The organism is Streptomyces sp. NPDC101118, assembly GCF_044759445.1.
Classification (GTDB): Bacteria; Actinomycetota; Actinomycetes; order Streptomycetales; family Streptomycetaceae; genus Streptomyces.
In genome coordinates, this window is sequence record NZ_JBIVZG010000039.1 from 1 (window position 1) to 19,145 (window position 19,145).

The 19,145-nt window shown below is 73.0% G+C and carries 17 protein-coding genes; 8 read left to right on the forward strand and 9 right to left on the reverse strand.

From position 1 onward, the window contains the following. Positions 1 to 156: 156 nt before the first annotated feature. The 3 genes from tyrS to ACIQUQ_RS34885 all read right to left on the reverse strand — a co-directional run bounded on the left by tyrS (position 157) and on the right by ACIQUQ_RS34885 (position 4,398). Positions 157 to 1,422: a tyrosine--tRNA ligase gene (tyrS, locus tag ACIQUQ_RS34875; protein WP_403984154.1), complete on the reverse strand. Its 1,266-nt coding sequence runs from the start codon at positions 1,420 to 1,422 to the stop codon at positions 157 to 159. A 64-nt stretch (positions 1,423 to 1,486) separates the two neighbouring features. Then, on the reverse strand, positions 1,487 to 2,878 hold the full coding sequence (locus tag ACIQUQ_RS34880) for a metallopeptidase TldD-related protein (RefSeq protein WP_403984156.1): 1,392 nt from the start codon (positions 2,876 to 2,878) through the stop codon (positions 1,487 to 1,489). After that, the gene (locus ACIQUQ_RS34885; protein WP_403984158.1) at positions 2,875 to 4,398 is read right to left on the reverse strand and encodes a TldD/PmbA family protein; all 1,524 of its coding nucleotides are present in this window, start codon (positions 4,396 to 4,398) and stop codon (positions 2,875 to 2,877) included. The genes ACIQUQ_RS34880 and ACIQUQ_RS34885 overlap by 4 nt, the downstream gene beginning before the upstream one ends. A 184-nt stretch (positions 4,399 to 4,582) precedes the next feature. Between ACIQUQ_RS34885 and fabG the strand changes: the two genes are divergently transcribed. From fabG to ACIQUQ_RS34900, 3 genes are all read left to right on the forward strand, one after another. Continuing rightward, positions 4,583 to 5,302: a 3-oxoacyl-[acyl-carrier-protein] reductase gene (gene fabG / locus ACIQUQ_RS34890; protein WP_399940420.1), complete on the forward strand. Its 720-nt coding sequence runs from the start codon at positions 4,583 to 4,585 to the stop codon at positions 5,300 to 5,302. Positions 5,303 to 5,306: 4 nt separating this feature from the next. After that, positions 5,307 to 6,077 (forward strand): enoyl-ACP reductase FabI, encoded by a 771-nt coding sequence (fabI, locus tag ACIQUQ_RS34895; protein ID WP_399940422.1) that lies wholly within the window; start codon positions 5,307 to 5,309, stop codon positions 6,075 to 6,077. Positions 6,078 to 6,219: 142 nt separating this feature from the next. After that, positions 6,220 to 6,678 carry a hypothetical protein gene (locus ACIQUQ_RS34900; RefSeq protein ID WP_403984160.1) on the forward strand — a complete coding sequence of 153 codons (459 nt, stop codon included), beginning with the start codon at positions 6,220 to 6,222 and terminating at the stop codon, positions 6,676 to 6,678. 97 nt (positions 6,679 to 6,775) lie between these two features. Here ACIQUQ_RS34900 and ACIQUQ_RS34905 read toward each other — a convergent pair whose 3' ends face one another. After that, on the reverse strand, positions 6,776 to 7,465 hold the full coding sequence (locus ACIQUQ_RS34905) for a FadR/GntR family transcriptional regulator (RefSeq protein ID WP_403661333.1): 690 nt from the start codon (positions 7,463 to 7,465) through the stop codon (positions 6,776 to 6,778). A gap of 103 nt (positions 7,466 to 7,568) precedes the next feature. Here ACIQUQ_RS34905 and ACIQUQ_RS34910 point away from each other — a divergent pair, with 103 nt between their 5' ends. From ACIQUQ_RS34910 to ACIQUQ_RS34925, 4 genes are all read left to right on the forward strand, one after another. Next, entirely contained in the window at positions 7,569 to 8,900 is a 1,332-nt protein-coding gene (locus ACIQUQ_RS34910) for a CynX/NimT family MFS transporter (protein WP_403984162.1), read from the forward strand. A 4-nt stretch (positions 8,901 to 8,904) separates the two neighbouring features. Continuing rightward, the gene (locus tag ACIQUQ_RS34915; RefSeq protein WP_403984164.1) at positions 8,905 to 9,021 is read left to right on the forward strand and encodes an SGM_5486 family transporter-associated protein; all 117 of its coding nucleotides are present in this window, start codon (positions 8,905 to 8,907) and stop codon (positions 9,019 to 9,021) included. Between the two features lie 229 nt (positions 9,022 to 9,250). Beyond that, positions 9,251 to 9,535, forward strand: a complete 285-nt coding sequence (locus tag ACIQUQ_RS34920) for a hypothetical protein (protein ID WP_403984166.1) — start codon at positions 9,251 to 9,253, stop codon at positions 9,533 to 9,535. Positions 9,536 to 9,623: 88 nt separating this feature from the next. Continuing rightward, positions 9,624 to 10,142, forward strand: coding sequence for a SixA phosphatase family protein (locus ACIQUQ_RS34925; RefSeq protein ID WP_399940438.1), 519 nt, complete (start codon positions 9,624 to 9,626; stop codon positions 10,140 to 10,142). Between the two features lie 122 nt (positions 10,143 to 10,264). On the opposite strand, the gene serB is transcribed toward ACIQUQ_RS34925, so the two are convergent. Further along, positions 10,265 to 11,464 (reverse strand): phosphoserine phosphatase SerB, encoded by a 1,200-nt coding sequence (serB, locus tag ACIQUQ_RS34930; RefSeq protein WP_399940440.1) that lies wholly within the window; start codon positions 11,462 to 11,464, stop codon positions 10,265 to 10,267. A gap of 70 nt (positions 11,465 to 11,534) precedes the next feature. After that, a complete protein-coding gene (locus tag ACIQUQ_RS34935) occupies positions 11,535 to 13,409 on the reverse strand; it encodes a streptophobe family protein (protein WP_403984168.1) in 1,875 nt (624 codons plus the stop codon). A gap of 171 nt (positions 13,410 to 13,580) precedes the next feature. Here ACIQUQ_RS34935 and ACIQUQ_RS34940 point away from each other — a divergent pair, with 171 nt between their 5' ends. Next, a complete protein-coding gene (locus tag ACIQUQ_RS34940) occupies positions 13,581 to 16,088 on the forward strand; it encodes an FHA domain-containing protein (protein WP_403984170.1) in 2,508 nt (835 codons plus the stop codon). 116 nt (positions 16,089 to 16,204) lie between these two features. On the opposite strand, the gene ACIQUQ_RS34945 is transcribed toward ACIQUQ_RS34940, so the two are convergent. The 3 genes from ACIQUQ_RS34945 to ACIQUQ_RS34955 all read right to left on the reverse strand — a co-directional run bounded on the left by ACIQUQ_RS34945 (position 16,205) and on the right by ACIQUQ_RS34955 (position 19,091). Then, complete coding sequence (locus tag ACIQUQ_RS34945) at positions 16,205 to 16,945, reverse strand: transglycosylase SLT domain-containing protein (protein ID WP_403984172.1); 741 nt, start codon at positions 16,943 to 16,945, stop codon at positions 16,205 to 16,207. Between the two features lie 341 nt (positions 16,946 to 17,286). Then, entirely contained in the window at positions 17,287 to 18,345 is a 1,059-nt protein-coding gene (locus ACIQUQ_RS34950) for an S-adenosylmethionine:tRNA ribosyltransferase-isomerase (RefSeq protein WP_403984174.1), read from the reverse strand. Continuing rightward, a complete protein-coding gene (locus ACIQUQ_RS34955; RefSeq protein WP_403984192.1) occupies positions 18,342 to 19,091 on the reverse strand; it encodes an SDR family NAD(P)-dependent oxidoreductase in 750 nt (249 codons plus the stop codon). The genes ACIQUQ_RS34950 and ACIQUQ_RS34955 overlap by 4 nt, the downstream gene beginning before the upstream one ends. Positions 19,092 to 19,145: the final 54 nt, after the last annotated feature.

The window sequence follows — 19,145 nt, forward strand, 5'->3', positions numbered from 1 at the left end:
TGTTTTCACGACCCACACTAACCACCTCCCCCGTGTATCCAGGGCCGCAACCATTGCGACTTCCCCCTGTCCGGGGCGGGGGGGGGGGGGGGGCCCCCCCCCCCCCCCGGGCCGCCCCCCCCCCCCTCGCCGTACTCCGACGGTCCTGTGGACCGGTCAGCCGGTGACCTCCACCGCGGCCAGGCTCTTCTTGCCCCGGCGCAGCACCAGCCAGCGGCCGTGCAGCAGGTCCTCCTTGGCGACGGCGGCCTCCTCGGAGGCGACCTTGGCGTTGTTCACGTACGCGCCGCCCTCCTTCACCGTCCGGCGCGCGGCCGACTTGCTCGCGACCAGGCCGGTCTCCGCGAACAGGTCGACGACCAGGCCGGGCTCCGCCACCTTGGCGTGCGGCAGTTCCGACAGGGCGGCGGCCAGCGTCGCCTCGTCCAGCTCCGCCAGGTCGCCCTGGCCGAACAGCGCCTTCGACGCCGCGATCACGGCGGCGCACTGGTCCGCACCGTGCACCAGAGCCGTCAGCTCCTCGGCGAGCGCCCGCTGCGCGGCGCGGGCCTGCGGCCGCTCGGCGGTCTGCGCCTCCAGTGCCTCCAGCTCCTCGCGGCTCTTGAAGGACAGGATGCGCATGTACGTCGAGATGTCCCGGTCGTCCACGTTCAGCCAGAACTGGTAGAACGCGTACGGCGTGGTCATCTCCGGGTCCAGCCAGACGGCGCCGCTCTCGGTCTTGCCGAACTTGGTGCCGTCCGCCTTGACCATCAGCGGCGTCGCCAGCGCGTGGACCTGCGCCTCCGGCTCCAGCTTGTGGATCAGGTCGAGGCCGGCCACCAGGTTGCCCCACTGGTCGGACCCGCCCTGCTGGAGGGTGCAGCCGTACCGGCGGTACAGCTCCAGGAAGTCCATGCCCTGGAGCAGCTGGTAGCTGAACTCCGTGTAGCTGATGCCCTCCTGCGACTCCAGCCGGCGCGCGACCGAGTCCTTGGTGAGCATCTTGTTGACCCGGAAGTGCTTGCCGATGTCCCGCAGGAACTCGATCGCGGACAGCCCGGCCGTCCAGTCGAGGTTGTTCACCATGACCGCCGCGTTCTCGCCCTCGAAGGACAGGTACGGCTCGATCTGGCCGCGCAGCCGGTTCACCCAGTTCGCGACCGTCTCCGGGTCGTTCAGCGTGCGCTCGGCGGTCGGCCGCGGGTCACCGATCTGACCGGTGGCCCCGCCGACCAGCGCCAGCGGCCGGTGACCGGCCTGCTGGAGCCGCCGGACGGTCAGCACCTGCACCAGGTGGCCGACGTGGAGCGAGGCCGCGGTCGGGTCGAAGCCGCAATAGAACGTGACCGGGCCGTCCGCGAACGCCTTGCGCAGCGCGTCCTCGTCGGTGGACTGGGAGAACAGTCCGCGCCACTTCAGTTCGTCGACGATGTCCGTCACGATCTCTCGACTCCTCGATCAGCTGGGAAAACTACAAAATCGCGCCCGGATCAGTCTATGGGCGTCACACGCCCTTGCTGACCGAGCTCATGTTGAAGTCCGGAATGCGCAGTGCCGGCATCGCGGCCCTGGTGAACCAGTCGCTCCACTCGCGCGGCAGGGTCCGCTCCGTCCGCCCGGCCTCCGTGGCCCGCGACAGCAGGTCCACCGGCGACTCGTTGAAGCGGAAGTTGTTCACCTCGCCCACGACCTCGCCGTTCTCCACCAGGTACACGCCGTCCCGGGTCAGGCCGGTCAGCAGCAGCGTCGCCGGGTCGACCTCGCGGATGTACCAGAGGCAGGTCAGCAGCAGACCCCGTTCGGTGGCCGCCACCATCTCGTCCAGGGACTTCTCGCCGCCCCCGTCCAGGATCAGGTTCCCGAAGCCCGGCGCCTGGGGGAGGCCCGTCAGCGCCGCGGTGTGCCGGGTGGTGGTGAGGTGGGCCAGCTCGCCCCGCCGCACCCACTCCACCTCGGGCACCGGCAGCCCGTTGTCGAACACCGACGCGTCGTCCCCGGAGCTGTGCGCGATCACGAACGGCGCCGACTCCAGGCCCGGCTCCGACGGGTCGCTGCGCAGCGTCAGCGGCAGTTCGGTCAGCCGCTCGCCGAGCCGGGTGCCGCCGCCCGGCTTCGAGAACACCGTCCGGCCCTCCGCCGCGTCCCGCGCCGACGCCGACCACATCTGGTAGATCAGCAGGTCCGCCACCGCCGTCGGCGGCAGCAGCGTCTCGTACCGCCCGGCGGGCAGTTCGATCCGCCGCTCCGCCCAGCCCAGCCGTACGGCCAGCTCCGCGTCCAGCGCCGCCGGGTCCACGTCCTTGAAGTCCCGCGTGGCCCGCCCGGCCCAGGCCGACCGCTGCCGGTCCGGCGACTTGGCGTTCAGCTCCAGCGTGCCGTTGGGCTGGTCGTGGCGCAGCCGCAGCCCCGTCGACGTCCCCACGTACGTCGACACCAGCTCGTGGTTGGCGAAGCCGTACAGCTCCCGGCCGCCCGCCCGGGCCCGGGCGAAGGCCTCGCCCAGCGCCGGGGCGAAGTCCCCGAACACCGCGGACGAGGTCTCGGCCGGCGCCTCCGTGAAGTCCGCCGACACCGGCACCCCGGTCACCAGCGGCTGGGCGTCCTCGGCGGCGCCCGCACCCCGTGCGGCCGCCTCGGCGGCCCGTACCAGCGGCTCCAGGTCCGCCTCCGTGACCGCGGACCGGGAGACCACGCCCGAGGCGGTGCCCTCCTTGCCGTCCACCGTCGCGATCACCGTGAGCGTGCGGCCGCGGGTGACGCCGTTGGTGGTCAGCGCGTTCCCGGCCCAGCGCAGGTTGGCCGTCGACTCCTCGTCGGCGATCACCACGCAGCCGTCGGCCGTGGACAGCTCCAGGGCCCGCTCGACGATCTCGTGGGGCTTCGTGCTCCGGGTCATCGACCGGCCTCCTGCGTGGTGTTCAAGATGTTGACGCCGCGGAACAGCGCGGACGGGCAGCCGTGCGACACGGCCGCGACCTGCCCCGGCTGGGCCTTGCCGCAGTTGAAGGCCCCGCCCAGCACGTACGTCTGCGGGCCGCCGACCGACTCCATCGAGCCCCAGAAGTCGGTGGTCGTCGCCTGGTACGCCACGTCCCGCAGCTGGCCCGCCAGCCGCCCGTTCTCGATCCGGAAGAAGCGCTGGCCGGTGAACTGGAAGTTGTACCGCTGCATGTCGATCGACCAGGACCGGTCGCCCACCACGTAGATGCCCCGCTCGACCCCGCCGATCAGGTCCTCCGTGGACAGCCCGCCCGGGTCCGGCGCCAGCGACACGTTGGCCATCCGCTGCACGGGGACGTGCCCGGGGGAGTCCGCGTACGCGCAGCCGTTTGACCGGCCGAGGCCGGTCAGCTTCGCGATCCGCCGGTCCAGCTGGTAGCCGACCAGCGTGCCGTCCTTCACCAGGTCCCAGGACTGCGCCTCGACGCCCTCGTCGTCGTACCCGATGGTCGCCAGGCCGTGCTCGGCCGTGCGGTCGCCCGTCACGTTCATGATCGGCGAGCCGTAGACCAGCTTGCCCAGCTGGTCGAAGGTGGCGAAGGAGGTGCCCGCGTACGCCGCCTCGTAGCCCAGCGCGCGGTCCAGCTCGGTGGCGTGCCCGATGGACTCGTGGATGGTCAGCCACAGGTTCGACGGGTCGACCACCAGGTCGTACCGGCCGGCCTCCACGCTCGGCGCGCGCATCTTCTCCGCCAGCAGCGACGGGATGCGCTCCAGCTCGTCGTCCCAGTCCCAGCCGGTGCCGGTCAGGTACTCCCAGCCGCGGCCGGCCGGCGGCGCCAGCGTCCGCATCGAGTCGAACTCGCCGCTCTTGTCGTCCACCGCGACCGCGGTGATCGAGGGGTGCACCCGCACGCGCTGCTGCGTCGTGACGGTGCCCGCGGTGTCCGCGTAGAACTTGTTCTCGTGTACGGCGAGCAGCGCGGCGTCCACGTGCGCCACCCCGTCCGCCCGCAGCAGCCGGGAGCTCCAGTCGGCCAGCAGCGCCGACTTCTCCTCGTCCGGCACGGAGAAGGGGTCGACGTCGTACGCGGAGACCCAGGTCCGGTCGGCGTGCACCGGCTCGTCCGCCAGCTCCACCCGCTCGTCGGACCCCGCCGCCTTGATCACCTTGGCGGACAGCTGCGCCATCGCGACGGCCTGCGAGGCCACCCGGGCCGCGCCGTCCATGGTCAGGTCCACGCCCGAGGCGAAGCCCCAGCTGCCGCCGTGCACCACCCGTACGGCGTACCCGAGGTCGGTGGTGTCCGAGGAGCCGGACGGCTTCGCGTCGCGCAGCCGCCACGAGGCGCTGCGGATCCGCTCCAGCCGGAAGTCGGCGTGCTCGGCGCCCAGGGCACGGGCGCGCGCGAGCGCCGCGTCGGCGAGCGCGCGCAGCGGCAGTGCCGTGAACGACGCGTCGATGGAATGAGGCACGGATGTCCTCCTGTGGTCGGGACCGGTCGCCCCGATCATGTCGCTTTCGCGGCCCGCTTGCCTACCGCTTTCTGTAGGGACTCGACAGAGCCCGTCACGATGCCCTGTCGAGGCCCGATTCCTCGTACGCACGACCGGACCGATAGGTTTCCGGTATCCAGACAGCTAGGGAAAGGGTGATCCGTTGAGCCGCTCGGTTCTCGTCACCGGAGGAAACCGGGGCATCGGCCTCGCCATCGCCCGCGCCTTCGCCGAGTCCGGCGACAAGGTGGCGATCACGTACCGCTCGGGCGAGCCCCCGCAGGAGCTCACCGGTCTCGGTGTCCTGGCGGTGCGGTGCGACATCACCGACCCCGAGCAGGTGGAGCAGGCCTACAAGGAGATCGAGGAGAAGCACGGAGCGGTGGAGGTGCTGGTCGCCAACGCCGGCATCACCAAGGACCAGCTCCTGATGCGCATGTCCGAGGACGACTTCACCTCCGTCCTCGACACCAACCTCACCGGCACCTTCCGGGTCGTCAAGCGCGCCAACCGCGGCATGCTGCGCGCCAAGAAGGGCCGCGTCGTCCTGATCTCCTCGGTCGTGGGCCTGCTGGGCTCCGCCGGGCAGGCGAACTACGCCGCCTCCAAGGCCGGCCTCGTCGGCTTCGCCCGCTCCCTCGCCCGCGAGCTGGGCTCCCGCAACATCACCTTCAACGTCGTCGCGCCCGGCTTCGTCGACACCGACATGACGAAGGTGCTCACCGACGAGCAGCGCGCCGGGATCGTCTCCCAGGTCCCGCTGGGCCGCTACGCGCAGCCCGAGGAGATCGCCGCGGCCGTAAGCTTCCTGGCCTCCGACGAAGCCTCTTACATCACCGGAGCCGTCATTCCCGTTGACGGCGGATTGGGCATGGGTCACTGATCACATGAGCGGAATTCTCGACGGCAAGCGCATCCTCATCACGGGTGTGCTGATGGAGTCCTCCATCGCCTTCCACGCCGCGAAGCTGGCCCAGGAGCAGGGCGCCGAGGTCATCCTGACCGCTTTCCCCCGGCCCACCCTGACCGAGCGCATCGCCCGGAAGCTTCCCAAGCCCGCCAAGGTCATCGAGCTGGACGTCACCAACGACGAGCACCTCGGCCGCCTGGAGCAGCTGGTCCGCGACGAGCTCGGCGGCCTCGACGGAGTGCTGCACTCCATCGGCTTCGCCCCGCAGGACGCGCTCGGCGGCAACTTCCTGAACACCCCGTTCGAGTCGGTCGCCACCGCCATGCACGTCTCGGCGTTCTCGCTGAAGTCGCTGACCATGGCCTGCAAGCCGCTGTTCCCGGCCGAGGGCGGCGCGGTCGTGGGCCTCACCTTCGACGCGCAGTTCGCCTGGCCGCAGTACGACTGGATGGGCCCGGCCAAGGCCGCCCTGGAGGCCACCAGCCGCTACCTGGCGCGCGACCTGGGCAAGGAGGGGATCCGCTGCAACCTGGTCTCCGCCGGCCCGATCGGCTCGATGGCCGCCAAGTCCATCCCGGGCTTCTCCGGCCTGGCCGACGTCTGGAACGACCGCTCCCCGCTGGAGTGGGACATGGCCGACCCGGAGCCGGCCGGCAAGGCCATCGTCGCCCTGCTGTCGGACTGGTTCCCGAAGACCACGGGCGAGATCGTGCACGTCGACGGCGGCGTCCACGCCATGGGTGCCTGATCCCGCACGGCTTCCCCCGTACGGCCCAGCAGGGTCTGCGTACGCACCGGGCCGCGCCTCCTCCGGGAGGCGCGGCCCTCGCGTTTCGCGCAGACTGGGCACGCCGGGAGGGGCCCGGCGTGCTGCGGGAGGGAGGTACGGGGTGCGTCCGAGGCCGAGCCGGTTCGCGTCACTGCTGGTCACCTCCGCGGTGCTCACCGGCTTCCTGGCGCCCACGGCCGCCGCCCGCCCGTACGACGGCCCCCACGCCGGAGGCGACGCCGGTCCCGCGGCGGGGGACGGGGGAGCACCGGCCGCGGTGGACGTGCGCGAGCTGCCCGAGGAGCCCCCGAGCCGGCCGGAACCGCCGCGGAACGCGCGCGGCGGGGACCTCTTCGGCGCCGACTGCGACACCGAGGTCACCGGGTCGCGCGTCACCGCGTACTGCCACAACCGCTACCCGCGGACCGACCTGGTCCGGCTGCACGTCGAGTGCGAGCGCTGGTGGGACGTGGACAGCGACAGCGTGGCGGTGGCCGTGGCCCCCGCGGACCACGTGCAGCTCACCAGCCGGTGCTGGAAGGAGATCCGCTCGGCCTGGGTGAGCCACCAGCGGGGTTAGGCCGTCCCCAGGCCTGTCACCGGGCCCGTCACAAGGCCGTCACCAGGCCTGTCACAGGCCCGTCCCCACGTCTGTCCCCGGGCCCGGCTCCGGACGGTCAGTCCCGGTCGCGGCCGGGCGCGTGCCGCAGCCACTCGAAGGGGTAGCCGGCGGCCTCGGAGGCCGCCGCGTCCGCGTCCCCGCGCCGGATCGCCTCGACCAGCCGTGCGTGGTCCATGTGGGTGGCCGGGGTCAGCTCGGTGCCGACGTCGTCGCGCAGCCAGTCCCGCAGCAGGTCGCCGAGGTCGGAGTAGAGCCCGATCAGCACGTCGTTGTGCGAGGCCGCCACCACCGCCATGTGCAGGCTGACGTCCGCGGCGACGAACAGCTCGGCGTCGCCCGAGTCCCAGGCCTCCTCCCGACGCGCCAGCAGCGTGTCGAGCTGGGCGACGTCCCGCTCGGTACGCCGCTCCGCCGCCAGCCGGGCCGCCGAGGACTCCAGCGTCGACCGCAGCTCCGCGATGTGCCGCGGGTCCGCGCCGGCGAACCGCCGGTGCATCACGCCCGCCAGCTCGCTGGTCGCGATCACGTACGTGCCCGAGCCCTGCCGGATGTCCAGCAGCCCGTTGTGCGCGAGCGCCCGTACGGCCTCGCGGACGGTGTTGCGGGCCACGCCCAGCAGCTCCACCAGCTCCGGTTCCGTCGGGATGCGCGAGCCCACCGGCCACTCGCCCGAGGTGATCTGGTTCCTGAGCTGGGCGATCACCTGGTCGACGAGCGCGGAGCGCCGGGGCGTGGTCAGCGGCATGGGCCCCATCCTCCTCGAAAACGTCTTGATCCAGAAACGGCCGGAGGCTGAATCCTCAACACCAGACTGGACAACCAATCATCCCATGAATTTATAGTGGGGCATGCACGACGAAGAGACCCGCACCCTCGACCGCCCCGCGGCGGCCCGCACCACCCCCGCCGAGGCCCCCGCGACCGACCGGGAGACCCCCTCCTGGCTCGGCCCCGTCCTCGTCGTCGCCATCGTCCTGGCCGCCCTCAACCTGCGCCCGGCCATCACCAGCCTCGGCGCCCTGCTGGAGGAGACCCGCGAGGGCCTCGGCATGAGCGGCACCGTCGCCGGGCTCCTCACCTCCATGCCGGCCCTCTGCTTCGCCGTCTTCGGCGTCACCGCGCCCCGGCTCTCCCGCCGCTTCGGCCCCGGCGCCGTGGTCTGCGCCGGCATGGCGGCCATCGCCGCGGGCATGGTCGTCCGCCCCTTCGCCGGCGGCACCGCCGGCTTCCTCGCCGCCAGCGCCCTCTCCCTCGCCGGCATCGCGCTCACCAACGTGCTGCTGCCGGTGATCGTCAAGCGCTGGTTCCCCGACCGCGTCGGCACCATGACCGGCCTCTACTCCATGGCCCTGGCCATCGGCACCTCCCTGGCCGCCGCGGCCACCGTGCCCATGACCCAGGCCCTGGGCGGCAGTTGGCGCACCGGCCTGCTGATCTGGGCCGTCCTCGCCGTCGCCGCCGTGCTGCCCTGGCTGCCCGTGGCCCGGGAGGCCCGCCGCGAGCGGGCCGCCGCGGCCGCCCGCGCCGGTGAGGCGCCCGGGAGCGCAGGGTCCGCCCGTACCGCCGGGGCGCGCCCCGAGGCGGCCGGCCCCCGCGTCATCCGCAGCCGCACCGCCTGGGCCCTCGCCGGCTACTTCGGCCTCCAGGCCACCGGCGCGTACGTGACCATGGGCTGGCTCCCGCAGATCTTCCGCGACGCCGGAGTCTCCGCGGGCACCGCCGGCGTGCTCCTCGCCGTCACCATGGTCATGGGCGTGCCCCTGGCCTTCGTCATCCCGCGCCTCGCCGGCGCCGTCCGCAACCAGGGCGTCATCGCCCTCGCCCTCGGCCTCTTCGGCCTCACCGGATACGCGGGCCTCTACTTCGCCCCCGCCGCCGGAGCCTGGGCCTGGGCCGTCCTCCTCGGCGTCTCGAACTGCGCCTTCCCCCTGGCCATCACCATGATCGGGCTGCGCGCCCGGTCCGCCGCGGGCGTCGCCAAGCTGTCCGCCTTCGCCCAGAGCACCGGCTACCTGATCTCCATCCCGGGCCCCCTGGTCATCGGCGTGCTCTACCAGCACAGCGGCGGCTGGGACCTGCCCCTCGCCCTCATGGCCGGGCTGATGGTGCCCCAGATCGCCGTCGGCGTCCTGGCCGGCCGGGACCGCACCATCGAGGACGAATGCCGCATGGGAGACTGACCCCATGCCCGTGCTCGAACCGAACCCCCAGAACGGCCGCAAGAAGCTGGCCCTCGTCCTCGGCGCCATGCTCGGCGTCACCGTGATCGTGGCGATCATCGCGACCTTCGCCGCGCCGTAATTTTTTGGGCTCGTTCGCCTCCCGACCCCAGCGCGCCCTTCGGCTCACTCGCCGGCAGCCGATGCGACCCACCCGGCACACGCTCGCCCGGGGGTGGGGATAACCCCCCATCCCCTAGGGGGCCAGGCTCAGGGTCAAGTGGGTGGATCACCTGATGGGAACCGCCGCCTCGGATCCATAGATTCGAAGCAGCGAGGAACACCAGGCCCGAACACCCACGGAGGCGGTCATGTCGGCCCCCACCCAGACCCGCGTGCACCACACCGCCCGCGCGCTGACCCGCCCGCCCCTCACCCGCGCCACAGCCGCCGGCACCGGCATCGCCGCCCGGCCCCGCACCCCCGGCCGCGGGGCGGACACCCGGCTGCGCTGGTGGACCCTGCTGCTGCCCGCCATCGCCTTCGCCGCGCTCCTCCTGCTCCTCTCCGGCTCCGGCGACGCCCACGCGGCGACCACCGGAGAGGGCTCCGCACTCGCCCAGCTCGTCGACGGCCTGCTGCGCGCACTGCCCTGACGACGCGCGCCGGAGCGCGCCCTTCCGCCCCGGGTGAGCCCATCAACACCCTGCGCCCCGTGGCTCATTTCGTGCGAAGCTGGGACCCATGAGCGCCGATACACCTCGCAGGATCGTCCTCCTCCGGCACGCCAAGGCCGACTGGCCGCAGGTGTCCGACCACGACCGGCCGCTGGCCGAGCGCGGCAGGAAGGACGCCCCCGCCGTCGGACTGAAGCTGGCCGAAACCGGCATCACCTTCGACCTGGCCCTGTGCTCCACCGCCGCCCGCACCCGCGAGACCTGGAAGCTCGCCGTCCAGGAACTCCCGCACCGGCCCAAGACCGTCTACGAGGAGCGCCTGTACGAGGCCTCGCTCGGCGAGCTGATCGCGCTGCTCAACGAGACCTCGGACGAGGTGGCCGACCTGCTCGTCATCGGCCACAACCCCGGCATGCACGCCCTGGCCGACGCCCTGTCCGGCCGCGCCGAGGGCGACACCCTCCAGCGCATGGCCCGCTCCGGCTTCCCCACCGCGGCCGTCGCCGTCGTCGGCTTCACCGGCAGCTGGAAGTCCGTGGAGCACGGCGTCGGCACCCTGCTCGACTTCTGGACGCCCCAGCACTGACCGGCCCGCACCGGCTCCCGGAGCCCGAGCGCGCAGCCCGAGCCCGGCGCCCGGACCCCGGCCCGGACACACGGAGGCCCCCGGCATCCCGCCGGGGGCCTCCGTCGTGGTCGAGCGGCCGCCTAGTCTATGTCGGCCGCCTCGACCTCCTCGCGCGTGATGCCCAGCAGGTACAGCACGGTGTCCAGGAACGGCACGTTCACCGCCGTGTGCGCGGCCTCCCGCACCACCGGCTTCGCGCAGAAGGCCACACCCAGCCCCGCCGCGTTCAGCATGTCCAGGTCGTTCGCGCCGTCACCGATCGCCACGGTCTGCGCCAGCGGCACCCCGGCCTCGCCCGCGAACCGCCGCAGCAGCCGCGCCTTGCCCGCCCGGTCCACGATCTCGCCGGTCACCCGGCCGGTCAGCTTCCCGTCGACGATCTCCAGCGTGTTGGCGGAGGCGAAGTCCAGCCCCAGCCGCTCCTTGAGGTCGTCCGTCACCTGGGTGAAGCCGCCCGAGACCACACCCACCTGGTAGCCCAGTCGCTTCAGCGTCCGGATCAGCGTCCGCGCACCCGGGGTGAGCCGCACCTCGGCCCGCACCTTGTCCACCACCGACGCGTCGAGCCCCGCCAGCAGCGCCACCCGGGCGTGCAGCGACTGCTCGAAGTCCAGCTCCCCGCGCATCGCCTGGGCCGTGACCTCGGCGACCTTGTCCTCGCAGCCCGCGTGCGCCGCGAACAGCTCGATGACCTCGTCCTGGATCAGCGTCGAGTCGACGTCCATCACGACCAGTCGCTGCGCCCGCCGGTGCAGACCGGCCGAGACCACCGCGATGTCCACCCCGATCCGCGCGGCCTCCGTGGCCAGCGCGGTGCGCAGCGGCTCCGTCTCCGTACCCGAGACGGCAAACTCCACGGCGGTCACCGGGTACTTCGCCAGCCGGAAGATACGGTCGATGTTGCCGCCCGTGGAGGTGATCGTGGCGGCCACCGAGGCCGTGGACTCGGCCGTCAGCGGGTGGCCCAGCACGGTGACGTGGGAGCGGCCGGAGCCGCGCGGCCGGTTGTCACCGGTACCCGAGATGATCTCCGCCTGCAGCTTGAGCGACTCGGCCCAGCTGTGCACGGTGGCCCGCAGCTCACCCTCCCCGCCGGCGGCGGGCTTGGTGACCAGGGCGCACAGGACGATACGGCCGCGGGTGACGACCTGTTCGATGTCCACGACATCGACGGAGTACGCGGCGAGGGTGTCGAACAGCCCGGCGGTGATCCCGGGACGGTCCTTGCCGAAGATCTTGACGAGGAGGGTGGGGACGTCGGAGGTCTGCGAAGCACTCATGGTGTGCTCACCGTATCCTCCCGCCCACGATGTGGCGCCCCCCGTCCCACCCCCCGGGACACCCTGTCGCTCAGCTGGGGCTTTCCGGCGGCCGCGGGGCGGACGGCGGGGGACCCGGCGGTGGCGGGGGAGTGAACGGAGGCTTCACCGGCCGCCTCCGCGGGGGCGGGGGCGGCGGCGGGCCCGCGATCGTCTCGTCCGTCGAACGGTCCGCCCCGCCGGGCCGGCGCGGCCACGGCGGCGGCGTCCCGGCGATGGTCGCGTCCCCCGACACGTCCCGCCCGCCCCCACCGGCCCCGGCACCCCGCCCACCGGCCCCGGCACCCCGCCCGGCGCCCGGCCCACCGCCGTGTCCCGGCCCGCCACCCCCGTACCCCCCGGCACCGGGCGCCCCACCACCCGCACCCCCGGCCCTGCCCGGACCACCACCCGCACCACCCGGCCCGCCCCGGTACGGGTTGACCCCCGGCTCCCCGTACACCGGCGACGGCCGGTACGGCCCCACCGCCCCCGGCGGCCACCCCGCACCCGCGACCCCCACCACCCCCGCACACCCCGGGACCCCGGCCGGCACCACCGGAGCCCGCGCCCACCGCCACGCCACCAGCGCCCCCACCCCACCGGACACCGCCCCCCACACGCCCCCCAGCACCACCGCAGGCCCCACCCGCCCCCGCAGCTCCACCCCGGCACCGAAGGCATCCACCCCCAGCACCGACAGGGAGGCGTCCACCGACACCCGCGTCAGCCACACCAGCACCGGCACCACCAGCGCCCACGCCACCCCCATCCGCACCGCTCCCCGCAGCGCGAAGCCCCCCGGGCCACCCACCCGGGGCGACCGCACCGCCGCCAGCACCCCCGCGTACAGCAGCGCCGCCGCGACCGCCACCACCAGCAGCCAGGCCCGCCCGTCGTACCCGGCCAGCCGCCCCACCGTCACCGGCTCCCGGGCCGACACCGACAGCAGCTCGTCCAGCGGATCCGGCAGCACCCGGGCCAGCTCCCCGGTCGCCCGGCCGTCGAACGGCACCAGCATCCCGAGGGGCACCGCCAGCCACGTCCCGTTCGGCGCCCCCAGCAGCGCGGCGCCCACGATCCGCTCCGGGTGCTCGTCACCGAGCGCCGCCCACCCCGCGGCAGCCAGCCCGGCCACCACCGTCACCAGCAGCACCGCCACCACCGCCGACGCCACCGGCCGCACCACGGACAGCAGCGCACCGGACGGGTGCCGGCGCCGCCCCGCGCACGCCGCGACCAGCAGCACCGCCACCACCCACACCGCCGCCCCCCACAGCGTCGGCACGGTGTCCACCGTGAACCCCACCCGGGCCTTGGCGTCGACGAGGTCGCCCACCCGGTCGGGCAGCAGCCCACCGAGGTCGCCCAGGTCCCCGATCCCCGGCAGTTCCAGCCCACCGGGCCCCCCTCCGCCCCCGCCCCCGCCCCCGCCACCCGTTCCCGGCAGTTCCAGCCCGTCCCACGTCACCGCGTCGTGCCCCACCCACGCCAGCCCGCCCGCCGTCGCGACGAACAGCACCGTCACCGCCGCACCGCGGGCCAGCAGTTGACGCGCCCCCCGGCCGGCCGCGCCACCGGTCCGCAGGAACAGGAGGCCGAGCACCAGCGCCCCCGCCAGTCCCACCCCCAGTGGGGTGATGTCGACGGCCGTGTCCGCCGCCGCACCCTCCAGACCGAACGCCGACACGTTCCCCGAGGGCGTCACCGAGCCCCCAACGGCCAGCACCACCACGGCCGCTGTCATCGGCCCTAGCGAACCCCCCGTCGCGTCCGCCCCCAGCAGGTGCAGCCCGAGCGCGGCCACCCCCGCCATCGCCACCAACGACCAGCCCACCGCCGCGATCGCGGCCGGCACCACGTCACCCCAGCGGACAGCGGGCGTTGGCCCCGCCCCGCCGTCCGGACCCACCCTGACGGAACCCATGCGCGGACCCCCCGATTCGTGCCGAGTCATCACGCATCTCCCCTCTGCGTATGATCCGTACGCACTCGGCGGGGCCCGGATTCCACTTCTGCGCCCGGGCCTGAAATAGTTCCCCCCGAAGTTCGCCATCCCTAGACTCCCTGCCGTCAGGGGGAAATCGGGGGACAACAAGTGGGGCGTGGAGTGCCGGAACTCGTACTGGAATTGAACGGAAGGACCTGGGCCCTCGATCCGTCCAGGTCGTACACCCTGGGGCGCGACCCGCAGGGCGACGTGGTGATCGACGACGCCCGGGTCTCGTGGCGGCACGCCACCGTCAGCTGGACCGGCCGCGGCTGGTCCATCGAGGACCACGGCAGCACCAACGGCACGTACGTGCAGGGCCAGCGGGTCCAGCGCGCCGAACTCGCCGCCGGCAGCGCCGTGCACCTCGGCAACGCGACCGACGGCCCGCGCCTGAACCTCACGGCCGCCGTCGCGCACGCCCAGCAGGGAGCCCCCGCCGCCTGGCCCGGCCAGGCACCCGCGGGCGGCCCCGCCCAGCAGGGCGGCGGCTTCCCGCCGCAGGGCACGCCGCAGGCCCACGTACCGCAGCAGGGCGGGGCCCCGGCCCACCAGGCCCCGGCCGGCCAGCAGTACCAGGCACCGGCTTCGGGCGGCCCGGCCTACGGCGACCGCAGCCCGACGACCTTCCACCACATCGACCTCGGCCGCGTCATGCGCATCGGCCGTGCGCTCGACAACGAACTGGTCGTCTCCGACCTCCAGGTCTCGCGCCACCACGCCGAGTTCCGCTCGACCGGCGGCCGCTTCGAGATCAAGGACCTCGGCAGCCACAACGGCACCTACGTCAACGGCCAGCCGCTGCCGAAGTCCGGCACCGCGCTGCTCGGCCCGAACGACATCGTCGGCGTCGGCCACTCGACCTTCCGCATCGTCGGCGACCGCCTCGAGGAGTTCGTCGACACCGGTGAGGTCTCCTTCTCCGCACGCCACCTGACCGTCACGGTCGACGGCGGCAAGCAGATCCTCAAGGACGTCTCCTTCGGCGTCCCGGAGAAGTCCCTCATCGCGGTCATCGGCCCCTCGGGCTCCGGCAAGTCGACGCTCCTCAAGGCGCTCACCGGCTACCGCCCCGCCAACCAGGGCGACGTCCTCTACGACAACCGCAACCTGTACAAGCAGTTCGCCGAGCTGCGCCAGCGCATCGGTCTGGTCCCGCAGGACGACATCCTGCACAAGGAGCTGACCGTCCGCACCGCCCTCAAGTACGCGGCCAAGCTCCGCTTCCCCGGCGACACCGCCGAGGAGGAGCGCACCGCCCGCATCGACGAGGTGCTGCGCGAGCTCAAGCTCGACATCCACAAGGACAAGAAGATCACCTCGCTCTCGGGCGGCCAGCGCAAGCGCGTGTCCGTCGCCCTCGAGCTGCTCACCAAGCCGTCGCTGATCTTCCTCGACGAGCCCACCTCCGGCCTCGACCCGGGCATGGACCGCGACGTCATGCAGCTGCTGCGCGGCCTCGCCGACGACGGCCGCACCGTGCTCGTCGTCACCCACTCCGTGGCCGAGCTGGCGATCTGCGACAAGCTGCTCGTCATGGCACCCGGCGGCTCCGTGGCCTACTTCGGCCCGCCCGCCGAGGCGCTGAACTTCTTCGGCTACCAGACCTGGGCCGACGTCTTCTCCGCCTTCGAGAACTACCGCGACTACGACTGGGCGGGCCGCTGGAAGGGCTCGCAGCACTACCAGATGTACGCCGCGGACATCGACGCGGTCGCCCCGCAGTCGGTGCAGATGCCGCCCATGCAGCAGATGCAGCCGCCCAAGCCGCAGGCCTGGGGCTCGCAGCTGCGGACGCTGATCCGCCGCTACGTCTCGGTGATCGCGTCCGACAAGGGCTTCATGGGCCTGATGCTGATCCTGCCGGCCGTCCTGGGCGTGGTCTCCACGGTCATCCCGGCCGACTTCGGCCTCGCGCCGCCCACCGGCAAGGCCCGCTTCAACGGCGACGCCGGCACCATCATGCTGATCCTCGCGGTCGGCATGTGCTTCTCCGGCGCCGCGAACTCCGTCCGTGAGCTGATCAAGGAACGGGTCATCTACGAGCGCGAGCGCGCCACCGGCCTGTCCCGCTCCGCGTACCTGATGTCCAAGGTCATCGTCCTCGGGTTCATCACGGCCCTCCAGGGCGTGATCATCTGCGGCATCGGCTTCGCCACCCGCCAGCTCCCCGCCGAGGGCCTGATCATGCCGCCGGCCGTCGAGCTGTGCGTCGCCGTGATCGCGCTGGGCTTCACCTCGATGATGTTCGGCCTGGTGATCTCCTCGCTGGTGAAGACCGCCGAGAAGACCATGCCGCTGCTCGTGATGTTCGCGATCGTCCAGGTCGTGTTCACCGGCATCCTCTTCCAGGTGTACGACTCGCCGGGCCTGGAGCAGTTCGCCTGGCTGATGCCCTCGCGCTGGGCCATCGGCGCCGCCGGCACCACGCTGGACCTCGGCCACCTGATGCCGCCGTGGGACCACGACAACCCGGGGAACACCGACCCGCTGTGGGAGGCCACCGCCGGCCAGTGGACCCTCGACATCACCGTCCTGCTGCTCATCGGCATCGCCTGCGGCTTCGCGGTGGCGCGCCTGCTGCGCCGCCACGAGCCCGAGGTCATGCGCAAGTAGCCGGCCCCTCCGCACGGTCCGCAGCGGCCGCACGGACACGTCGAACGCCGCGGGGCGGCACCCGGAGATCCGGGTGCCGCCCCGCGGCGCATGGGGGTCTGGTGTCTGCGCGCGGCTCAGTAGGCGCTGTTGACGTTGTCCATCGAGCCGTAGCGGTCGGCCGCGTAGTTGCAGGCGGCGACGATGTTGGCGACCGGGTCGTACAGGTCGAACTTCGTGCCCTTGACGTGGTAGGCGTTGAAGGTCGGCTGGATGACCTGGAGCAGGCCCTTGGACGGGATGCCGTTCTGGGCGTTGATGTCCCAGTTGTTGATCGCGCGGGGGTTGCCGCTCGACTCGCGCATGATGTTGCGGTGGATGCCGGCGTAGCTGCCGGGAATGCCCTCGCGCTTCATGATGGACAGCGCCTCGCGGATCCAGCCGTCCAGGTTGTTCGCGTAGACGGGCTTGCGGGCGGCGGAACGGCTGGCCGCCTCCTTCTTCGCCCGCTCCTTCTTGGCGGCGGCCTCGGCCTTGGCCTTCGCCTCGGCGTCCTTCTTCGCCTTGGCGGCCTTGGCGGCGGCGGTCTTCTTGGCCGCGGCGGCCTTGGCGTCGGCGATCTTCTTCGCCTCGGCGGCCTTGACGGCCTTCTCGACGACCTGGTGCTGCTGGGTCAGGCCCTGCACGTTCTTCGTGTGCACCGCGTCGACAGCCTGCGTCCAGGACACCGGCTCCGCCGCGACCGTCGTGGCGTCGGCCTGCTGGGCGGGCACCAGGGAGAAGGCGAGGGCGGCGGCACCGAGAACGGAGACACCGGCGATCGACATCTTGTGGGTCTTGGTCAGACGGCTATGACCGGGAGTGCTGGACGCAGACATGCAGGCAACCTCTTCGAATAGCGGGGTCCGCAGGAATGCGCCGGGGTTCGGAAACCCGCAGCACCGTGCGGCGGCAGCCATTCTTAGCGGCGGCAAAATCCTGTGGCAAAGGTGTGACGTACGATGCCGCTTAGTGGATCAAGCCCGCCCGCAAGGGCCGGAATTTCGCCGCTCACACTGCTCGGAGCAGCACTGACGACGTCTTTATCTATCCACTAGGTCACTTCGTAAGTGACATGCGTCCTATGCCCGGGCTCACATCGACCACGTAACAGTATTACCATGCGTTGCTTCAGCAATGCGGAATGTTACTACCCTCATTCTTGCGTAGCAGATGCGTATCACCGAAGTAGCAGATGCGCGTCACCGAACTCGTGCCAGAGGTAGAGCCGCTCGACCGCCTCGGCATAGCCCCGGCGCACCGCCTCGGCGCCCGCCACCGCCTCCAGCATCAGCAGGTGCGAGGCCTCCGGCTCGTGCAGCCCGGTCAGCAGACCGTCCACCACCCGCACCCCGCGCTCAGGCGTCACCACCAGGTCCGTCCACCCCCGCGCGGCCGCCACCACCCCCGACGGCCCGGCCGCCGACTCCAGCGCCCGCACCGCCGTGGTGCCCACCCCCACGACACGGCCGCCGCCCGCCCTGGCCGCGTTCACCAGCCGCGCCGTCGCCTCCGGCACCTCGAACCGCTCCGGGTACGGCGGCTCGTGCGCCTCCGGCGAGGACACCCCCGTATGAAGGGTGAGCGGAGCGAACTGCACCCCCCGGCTCACCAGCGCCGCCACCAGCTCCGCCGTGAAGGGCCGCGCCGCACTCGGCATCTCCGCACTGCCCGCCCCGTCGGGAGACGGCACCGCGAACACCGTCTGGTACGCGGCCAGCGGCTGGTCCCGCTCCGTATAGCGGTACCGGACCGGCCGCCCGTACCGGTGCAGCAGCCCCGGCACCCCCGGTACGGACACCCGCGCCCACCACAGCCGCTCCGCGCCCGGCGCCAGCGGCTCCACCAGCACCAGCCGCACCCCGCCCGGCAGCAGCAGCTCCGCCCCTGCCGGACCCCCAGGCCGCGGACCCGTCGTACCCCGGCCGTCCGGCTCCCGCAGCTCCACCGCCCAGCGCCCGTCGTCGCCCCCGGTCGAGAAGTGCACCACCACCGGAGCACCGTCCAGCCGCGCGTCCACCGCGGCCGGCAGCGTGGCCGACGTGTTCACCACCAGGACGTCCCCCGCTCGCAGCAGCCCCGGGAGCGCGCCGAACCGGTGGTGCGAGACCTCCGTACCGCGCGAGACCAGCAGACGCACCGCGTCGCGCCCCAGACCGGGCCCCCGCCGCTCCACCGGCACCCGCGCCGACAGCTCTTCCGGCACCGCCGGTATCCGCACCACCCCGTGCGATGTCACAGGTCACCTTCCAACGTCACACCGCGGGCCCCGGCCCCACCGGCCCCCGCCAGCCCCTCCGCCGTGTACCTCCCGCTCGGCAGCCCCGCACGCCCGCCGCCGTCCAGCAGCCGCAGCAGCACCGGCGCCACCTCCTCGGGCCCCGGCACCCCGCTCAGGTCCTCGTCCGGCTCCGCCGCGGCCAGCATCGCGGTCCGCATCGACCCCGGATCCGCCCACCACACCCGCAGCCCCGGCTCCTCCACCGCCAGCACCGCCGACAACCGGTCCAGCGCCGCCTTCGAGGCCCCGTACGCACCCCACGTCCGGTACGCCACCACCGCGGCGTCCGAGCTGACGTTCAGCACCGCGCCCCGCTCCGAGGCCCGCAGCAGCGGCAGCGCCTCCTGCAGCAGCCCCAGCGGAGCCACCACGTTCACCTCCAGCGCCGCCCGCAGCCCGGCGAGCGCGTGCACCCCCAGCGGCACCAGCGGCTCGCCGCCCAGCACCCCCGCGTTGTTCACCAGCAGGTCGAGACCGCCCAGCCCGCGCGCCGCGGCCACCAGCTCCGCCCGGTGCCCGGCCGAGGTCACGTCCCCCGGCACCGCCACCACCCGCACCCCGGAACCGGCCAGTTCCTCGGCCACCCCCTTCAACGGGCCCGGCGACCTGGCGTCCAGCACCAGGTCCCAGCCCCGCCCCGCCAGCTCCCGGGCCAGCGCCCGGCCCAGCCCCCGCGACGCACCCGTCACGACCGCCACCGACACGACAACCACCCCTCGATCCGTATCCGACGCCTTCAACGTAGGTACGGACCGCCC